This window comes from Virgifigura deserti (genome assembly GCA_003576685.1).
Lineage (GTDB): Bacteria > Pseudomonadota > Alphaproteobacteria > Dongiales > Dongiaceae > Virgifigura > Virgifigura deserti.
In genome coordinates this window covers 129,587-136,778 of sequence record QOZR01000014.1, presented here as the reverse complement: position 1 = coordinate 136,778, position 7,192 = coordinate 129,587, and the positions used below count along the sequence as shown (strand labels likewise).

The following is a 7,192-nucleotide window of genomic DNA, read 5'->3' as shown; positions in this document are numbered from 1 at the left end:
GGATGCCGGTGTAATCGGCGATGTCGTAGCCGAAATCGGCCATCGGCGAGGGATAGATCGGCGACAGCCAGAGCGCGTCGACGCCGAGCTCGACCAGATAGTCGAGCCGCGCCAGCACGCCCGGCAGGTCGCCGACCCCGTCGCCGTTGCTGTCCTGAAACGAGCGCGGATAGATCTGATACACGATCCCATGCTGCCACCAGGCAAACTCGGTCATCGGCCTAATGTTCGGCCGCCGTCTGCACGAGCCCTGGAAGGACCCGCTCGCCGAATGCCTCGATGAAGGCCTCTTGGTTGGTGCCGATATTGTGCAGGTGAAGCTCGTCGAAGCCGATCTCGATATACTCCGCGAGCCATCCGGCATGGCGCCCGAGGTCGGCAGAGACCAAGAGGGAGTCGCGCATGTCCTCGGGCCGGACATGCCGGGACGCGGTCTCGAACTGTTGCGGTGTCCGCAGCTCCCAGTTCACGTCGCCGCCGATCGCGTTCGAGCCCCACTGCTCATGTGCCTGCCGCAGTGCCTCCGCCTCGTCGGGCGCCCAGGACAGGCCAACCTGGAGGTAGAGCGGCTTGCCCTCGCCCCCGCCACGGCGGAACGCGTCCACGACCGGCCGCAGCGCATCCGGCTTCGCGCTCACCGTGATCAGCCCGTCCGCCCAGCCGCCCAGCCATTCGGCCGTCTCTGCGGTCACTGCCGCGCCAATCAGAACCGGCGGCGTCTCGGGCCGGGTGTAGAGCTTCGCCTCGACCACCGTTACACGTCCGCGGTGCGTAACGGTCTCGCCGCGAAACAGCGCGCGAATGATATCGGCACATTCGCGGAGCCTTGCGTTCCGCTCGGGCTTCTCCGGCCAGGGTACGCCTGTGATGCCCTCGTTCAGACGCTGGCCGCTGCCGAGCGACAGCCAGAGCCGTCCCGGATACATCTGCAGCAGCGTCGCGGCCGCTTGGGCGAGGATCGCGGGATGGTAGCGCCAGCCCGGCGCAGAGATGACACCGAATGGAAGACGCGTCGCCTCCATCGCCGCGCCGAGCCAAGACCAGGCGAAACCTGATTGGCCCTGCCGCTCGCTCCAGGGGTGGAAATGGTCGGACGACATGGCGGCCTGGAAGCCTGCCTGCTCCGCGAGCCTAACGCAGGCAAGCAGCCTCGCCGGCGTGAACTGCTCATGTGATGCGTGGAAGCCGATCTTGCTCATGGGATCTCATGCGCTGAAGACTGTTTTGGTTGTCGCATAACACCGCCGAGAACACTTCGATCCCTGCCGATCTGCATTCACGCATTTGGAGAGCGCGGGGTGATTGATAGACACCGCCGCGATAAGGCCGGTATCGGGACGGAGTATGAAGATGATGACGGCCGACGAGATCCGTGGCGTCAGGGTTGCGCCAGAACGAAATCCGGGAACGAACCCGTTCCGCGCGTGTTGCGATAACGCAGCCCTCGGCCGGCCGCTCCTGGCCCGACCCTCTGGTGGAGATCCGCCATGCGCCCAAGCACCGCCTTCTCGATAGCCGCTCTCGTCCTTGCCTGTGGAGCCCAACCGTTCGCGACCCGTCCCGCCGCCGCGCAGGATGCGCAAGCCTGCGAGAACGAAGTTCAGCGGCTATCGGAGGCGTTTCCGATCATCGACGCGCAAGGTCAGGAGAGCACCGCGATCGCGCAGCAGCCCAGCGCCCGCAAAGGAGTCTCGCTCGGAACCGAGCAGCGCCGGCAGCTCGACGATCTCGTCGAGCAGGCCCGCGCGGCGGGTGAGCGGGGCGATAGCCGGGGCTGCCTGCAACGCCTGACCGAGGCGCGCACGTTCCTCCGCGAGGCCGGCATCGGCTCGGCCCAGGCGGGATCCCCTGTCGGCAGCGCGGAGGAAGGAACGACCGGCAACGGCGCTTCCAGCACCATGGGTAGCGCCGGCTCCGCCGCGACCTTGCCCGACGCCGCGGATGCCGGTACCCCAGGCACCGGGACCCTGGGCGGCACCGGGACGATGGGCGGCGCGGCGGGACCCGGGGGTGCGAGTCCTGGAAGCGGCAGCGTGAACGGCGGTACCTCTGGCAGCGCAGCCGGCGGCATGGGCGGCAGCACCACGGGCGGCACGAGCAGCGGCGGTGGCGGAGGCGCGGGCGGCGGCGGCTCCTGATCCCGGAGCTTTGCTTCGGAGGATGCGATCCCTTTGCGCGGCTTTAACGTTTTCATCGCGTTGCTTGTCGGCATGGCGTTGACCATAAGCACGAAGGCGGCCGCTGCTCCAGCCTTCGACCGGCTGGTGGTGTTCGGCGACAGCCTCTCCGACAACGGCAATGCCGGGCGCTTCTCGAACGGGCCGGTGTGGGTCGAGCACTTGGCCGAGCGCCTCGCCCTCGCACTGGAACCGGCCCGGATCGGCGGCGGCAACTTCGCGGTCGGCGGCGCGCGTCTCGATCCGCGCTCGGGCATTTACAGTTTACGCGCCCAGGCGGATCTCTTCTTCGGCATGCCGCAGCCGAACGGTCGCACACTCCATATCGTCTTCGGCGGTGGCAACGACCTCCTTGCCGCCGTCGGATCATCCGACGCCAGGGCCATGGTGGATGCCGCGGTGATGTCGCTGAAGAGCATCTTGGCCGATCTCGTCGCGCGCGGCGCCACGGACATTCTCGTGCCGAACCTGCCCGATGTCGGAATGACGCCGGCGATGCGCGCGCGTGGCAGCGGTGCCATGGTGGAAGCTGCGCACCTGACCGACCGCTTCAACGCCGCGGTCGAGCGCGCCCTCACCGACATCGCCGCGGCCCCTGATCTGCGGCTCTACCGCCTCGACTTGCATGCACTGGCGGAGCGAGCTCGATCGGATCCCGCGACGTTCGGCTTCGTTGATGTCACGACGCCCTGCAACGGGTTGGCCAGTTGCGAGGGTCATCTGTTCTGGGATGACATCCACCCGACCACCGAGGCTCACTGCCGCTTGGCAGAAGCGGCCCTGCGCATGCTGAAGGGCGAAGGACTGCTCCCTTAAGCCCGCGCAGCAAACCGCGGCGGCGTAGCCAACCGGCTCCAACATAATCAAGCACGGCAGGTCGCTTGTCCTGGGCTCCTGCCTCCGGCCGTGTTGCTCGACGCTCTCACCCGGCGCTCAGCACCAAGTCGTTCAGGCAAGAACGCTATGGTGTCCGCGCAGGCGCGCGACCAATGACGGTTGGCATCGAAAAATGTAGATCCAGAACGCTGACCGCGACCTCGATCGTCATGCACCGATCATGTCGCTATCGGCCCCGCCTCGAATCAGGAGCCGCTATCGCATTCGGCGTCTCTCGCTGACCCGCTCTCGTTAAAAGCCAACCGCCAACAAGCATCGCGGCTCCCCAGACCAGAAAGCCAATATCCCAATAGATCCACTGCGCGCGCGGGGCTGTCTCATTGACATGGTGAATGCCGAGCAGGTGATGGTCGAGAACGCCCTCCACCAAATTGAAGACACCCCAGCCCATCAGTATCGTGCCAGGCAGCAGCTTCCAAGACCAGCGCAGTGTGGCCCGCCGGGATGCGTGCCACAGGATGACAAGCCCCAGCACCGTGAAGATGTAGGTGCTGGCGTGGAAGGCGCCGTCCCAGACCACGTTCCATCGGAGGTTTGAGACCGTATCCGGCGGAACGGCACTGCTGAGCATATGATGCCATTGGAGCAACTGATGCAGGACAATTCCATCGAAGAACCCGCCAAGCCCAAGCCCGAACAGAATGCCGGCGGAGATCGGGAACTCCCGAACCGGAGTAGAGGCCATTCAGGTCTCCACCATTTTCAAGGGGGTGCATCGAAACGCTGGGACCGTAGGCGGGGGAGATTCCGCGAACGCCGCACAGTGGGGGAGCTGTGCGGACTGCGGTCCCAGCGGAGAGACAGAACGCCGCGCCGGCCAAGTTGTTCCACTCCCGGAGATAAAGGCTCCGCCTCCATGACGGCGGGTAACGGCGAGGAGGCCACCGTCGGCCTCCTCTCCAGGATCATTGCGGCGGGCTGATACGGCCCGTCTGCAGGTCGATCTGCACGGTCACCTGCTTGCCGCCCTGGGTGGCGTCTGCCTCGTAGTATGTGCCGCAGCTGACGATGCTGCTGACCTCGGTATAGCCCTCCTGCTGGAGCAGGGTCTTGAGTCTCTCTTCATCCGCGCCGCTGATTGCCCGAGACTCTGCCGTCGCGGTCTCTTCCGATGTCCCCGCCGTTGCCCCTTGCCCGGTCTGTGCCGTCGCGCCGGTACCCTGCCCCGTCGTGCCGGTTTGCGCAGTGGCCGCTCCGCTCTGATCCGTGGTCGTCCCGCCCTGGTTCGTGGTGATCTCGGCGTCAGGCTGCTCCGCCGGGGTCAGGCTTTGGCCCACGGTCATCCCGCTCTCTCCGGTGGCGGCCTCTGCTTGCTCTTCGCCTGATGTCTGTGCGGTCGTGCCACCGGTCGCGCACTGGGCATAAGCCACAGGTGCGCTGCCGATCAGCAGAGCCGCAGCCAACGCCGACAGCGTCCAGCGGTGACCCAATGTCTTCGCGATCATGGGAGATCCCTCCTTAGAGTGTTCGGTTCGCAGGGCTCAGCCGAAGGTGCAAGCTCCGCCTGAGCGCGGCGAGCTGCCGAAGATAGCGACAAACACGCCCGAGGACCGGAAGTTCCAGGCCGCCGTGGAGCGGCGTCAGGTTCGAAAGCGCGACCGCCCATCCTGTCGGTGCCGGCGGCGTCGCACTTAATGCGGTGTTCCCAATCCACTCCGGAAGGCAGTTGCCGATCTCACGCTTGACAAGCTGATCCTCAAGGAGGCGGCCTCGGGAAACTGGTGAGCCCCGACCGCCGCCGTGCTTGCATTGCGCACGTCCGCCATCGTTCCGGGGGGGCCGGCCGCTCCCGCCATCAGGAGATCATAAATGAGGCTGAAGACGAAAATTTCGTCGCATGCACCCGGCCGGTCATACGGAAGGAACGCGCCTTGATAATCAAATCTTATGACAAAGCTGCCAGGGCCGTACCGGGTCAGCCCGGCCAGTGGAGCAACTTGGTCGTGAGTGACTCCGCCGCTGCTGCGCTTCATAATCGGCGTCGGGGCGCCGCATCGCGGGAAGGGCTATGCCCATCACCGGATTTCGGATCACCTCTCTTCCGCCGCCCTTCCTCGCGCTCGGCTTCAGCATCACGCTGCTCTCGGCTCCTGCGCTGGCCGAGGACGCAATCAGCCCGCTCGACAAGGAGTGGCTGCTTGGCTTTCCGGCCAACGCCGGCCGCTTCATCGCGCAACCCCTGGCCTGGGACCGCGAGGACTGGACCAACGCGGGCTTCGTCGGCCTCGGTCTCGCCGGACTGCTCTTGCTCGACGACCCCATCCGGGACGCTTCCCAGGACCTGCGCAGCGATTTCACGGATGCGGCCGCCGACGTGACGCGGCCGTTCGGCGATACCGCCTTAGTCGGAGCCGGCACCCTAGGGATCTGGGCGCTCGGTGAGGCGGCAGAGGAGCCTCGTCTCCAACGGCTCGGTCTCGACGCCCTCCAGGCCGTGATCATCAGCGAAGGCTTCACCCAGGGGCTGAAATACATGATTGGCCGCGAGCGGCCGGACGCCAGCGGGGATTCTTTCGAGTTCGCCCCCCTTTCGGGTGATCGTGAGGATCGCGCCCTTCCCTCCGGCCATGCCACCACCGCCTTCGCCGTCGCGACCGTAATCGCCGAGGAATATGAGGAGATCCCATGGGTCCCATGGGCAACCTACGGCCTCGCCACGGGAACCGCCCTGTCGCGCATCAACGACGACGAGCATTGGGCGACGGATGCGGCCGTCGGTGCCCTGATCGGCTACGGTGTCGGCAAGATCGTCAGCGCCTACAGCCCCTTCCCGGATGACGACCAATTGAGCGTCGCGCCGGTCGCCGGATCGCAGGTCGTGGGTTTGCGTCTTCGGCTGCGGTTCTGAGCCGAACCTGTGCCGGCTTGGCGCCGGCCAATGTTGCGCGCAGGCCCTGTTCCCGAGGAAGCTCGCCGGCGCTGATTCTCGTCGGCCTGGGCGGCCTGCCGACAGCGCGGCGGTATAGTACGAGCAGACCGACCAATGCGAGCTGCTGAGGATATGAGCTCAGCCTCGGTGGCAACTGATCGGGGACTTGGCGCGGCGACTCGTCGCCTGTCAAGTGCACCTGCATGGGACCGTTCCATGTCATGAACTTATTTGAATCGACCGCGGCACACGCCTTTTGCCCCGTTTGGCGCAGGAAAAGCCCGCTCCAACGCCGGTCGCCGAAGTAGGAGCGTTGCGGGTTTGTAAAAACCCGTGGCGGCTTGCTTTAGGTTAAGGCAGCCGCGGATCGCGTATGGCAGATTACAACCGTCGCGTGGTGGTCGTTTGTCGTTCGCCTTATCCGGAGTCCCGCGCCCCCCTGCGAAGGCGAATTGCAACGTTTCCCCGTCTAGCCACGGGGAGGACCATCACGCGTCCCCCCAATCAAAGACACGCAATCAGCCTTGCTCTGCGCGGCCGCGCATCGGCATTCTCGCGCCACATTAGTGGGAGCCGATGGCCTTGGAGACGTCGCTTTACCTGCCCGTCAAATCCTTTCTCGAGACCCTCGGATTCGAGGTCAAGGGCGAGGTCTGCGGCTGCGATCTGGTGGCGCTCCGCAGCGACACACCCCCCTTCGTCGTGATCGGCGAGCTGAAGCTCAGTTTCAATCTCGAGCTTGTGCTGCAAGGCGTCGATCGGGCGACAGCCTGCGATGAAGTCTGGCTCGCCGTGCGCGCCTCGACGCGCGGCCGAGATCGCGACCCGCGAACGCGGAAGCTCTGCCGGTTGCTGGGCTTCGGCCTTCTCAGCGTCCTGCGTTCGGGCCGGGTCGAGATCCTGGTCGAGCCTCGCCCCTGGCGACCGCGCCGCGATCCGAAGCGCCGGTCGCGCCTCGTCGAGGAACACCGCCGCCGGCGCGGCGATCCGGTCCACGGCTGTGGCGCGCGGCGGCCGATCATGACCGCCTATCGGCAGCAGGCGCTGAGCTGTGCGGCGGCGCTTCAAGACGGTCCGCGGCGGCCGCGCGACCTGAAGCCGGCGATCCCGGACGCCCCGAAGATCCTGCTGGGGAACGTGTACGGCTGGTTCGTTCGGGTCGAGCGCGGGCTCTATGCGCTGACGGACGAGGGGCGGGCAGCCTTGACGCGCTGGCCACCCGCTTAGACGCGCGGCACCCGGTTCCGTC

The 7,192-nt window shown here is 66.3% G+C and carries 8 protein-coding genes and 1 pseudogene; 5 read left to right on the top strand and 4 right to left on the bottom strand.

Annotation, left to right across the window (positions count from 1 at the left end; translation table 11 throughout):
* Together DT069_RS21370 and DT069_RS21365 are read right to left on the bottom strand one after the other, a co-directional pair.
* Positions 1–217: alpha-amylase family glycosyl hydrolase (locus DT069_RS21370; RefSeq protein WP_425450450.1), on the bottom strand; the 217-nt coding region annotated here is incomplete at its 3' end.
* A 4-nt stretch (positions 218–221) separates the two neighbouring features.
* Positions 222–1,199, bottom strand: coding sequence for a TIGR03885 family FMN-dependent LLM class oxidoreductase (locus DT069_RS21365; RefSeq protein ID WP_119462365.1), 978 nt, complete (start codon positions 1,197–1,199; stop codon positions 222–224).
* A 288-nt stretch (positions 1,200–1,487) separates the two neighbouring features.
* Between DT069_RS21365 and DT069_RS21360 the strand changes: the two genes are divergently transcribed.
* Positions 1,488–2,138: a hypothetical protein gene (locus DT069_RS21360; RefSeq protein ID WP_119462364.1), complete on the top strand. Its 651-nt coding sequence runs from the start codon at positions 1,488–1,490 to the stop codon at positions 2,136–2,138.
* 33 nt (positions 2,139–2,171) lie between these two features.
* Positions 2,172–2,993, top strand: a complete 822-nt coding sequence (locus DT069_RS21355; RefSeq protein ID WP_425450449.1) for an SGNH/GDSL hydrolase family protein — start codon at positions 2,172–2,174, stop codon at positions 2,991–2,993.
* A gap of 247 nt (positions 2,994–3,240) precedes the next feature.
* Here DT069_RS21355 and DT069_RS21350 read toward each other — a convergent pair whose 3' ends face one another.
* Both DT069_RS21350 and DT069_RS21345 read right to left on the bottom strand, forming a co-directional pair.
* The gene (locus DT069_RS21350) at positions 3,241–3,759 is read right to left on the bottom strand and encodes a DUF2243 domain-containing protein (RefSeq protein ID WP_119462363.1); all 519 of its coding nucleotides are present in this window, start codon (positions 3,757–3,759) and stop codon (positions 3,241–3,243) included.
* 220 nt (positions 3,760–3,979) lie between these two features.
* On the bottom strand, positions 3,980–4,519 hold the full coding sequence (locus DT069_RS21345; protein ID WP_119462362.1) for a hypothetical protein: 540 nt from the start codon (positions 4,517–4,519) through the stop codon (positions 3,980–3,982).
* A 208-nt stretch (positions 4,520–4,727) separates the two neighbouring features.
* Between DT069_RS21345 and DT069_RS25085 the strand changes: the two are divergent.
* The 3 genes and pseudogenes from DT069_RS25085 to DT069_RS21335 all read left to right on the top strand — a co-directional run.
* Positions 4,728–4,900, top strand: a pseudogene (locus DT069_RS25085) (IS3 family transposase); the annotation flags it as partial.
* Between the two features lie 182 nt (positions 4,901–5,082).
* Complete coding sequence (locus tag DT069_RS21340; protein ID WP_119462361.1) at positions 5,083–5,922, top strand: phosphatase PAP2 family protein; 840 nt, start codon at positions 5,083–5,085, stop codon at positions 5,920–5,922.
* Positions 5,923–6,519: 597 nt separating this feature from the next.
* Positions 6,520–7,170: a DUF2161 domain-containing phosphodiesterase gene (locus DT069_RS21335; protein ID WP_119462360.1), complete on the top strand. Its 651-nt coding sequence runs from the start codon at positions 6,520–6,522 to the stop codon at positions 7,168–7,170.
* Positions 7,171–7,192 lie beyond the last annotated feature (22 nt).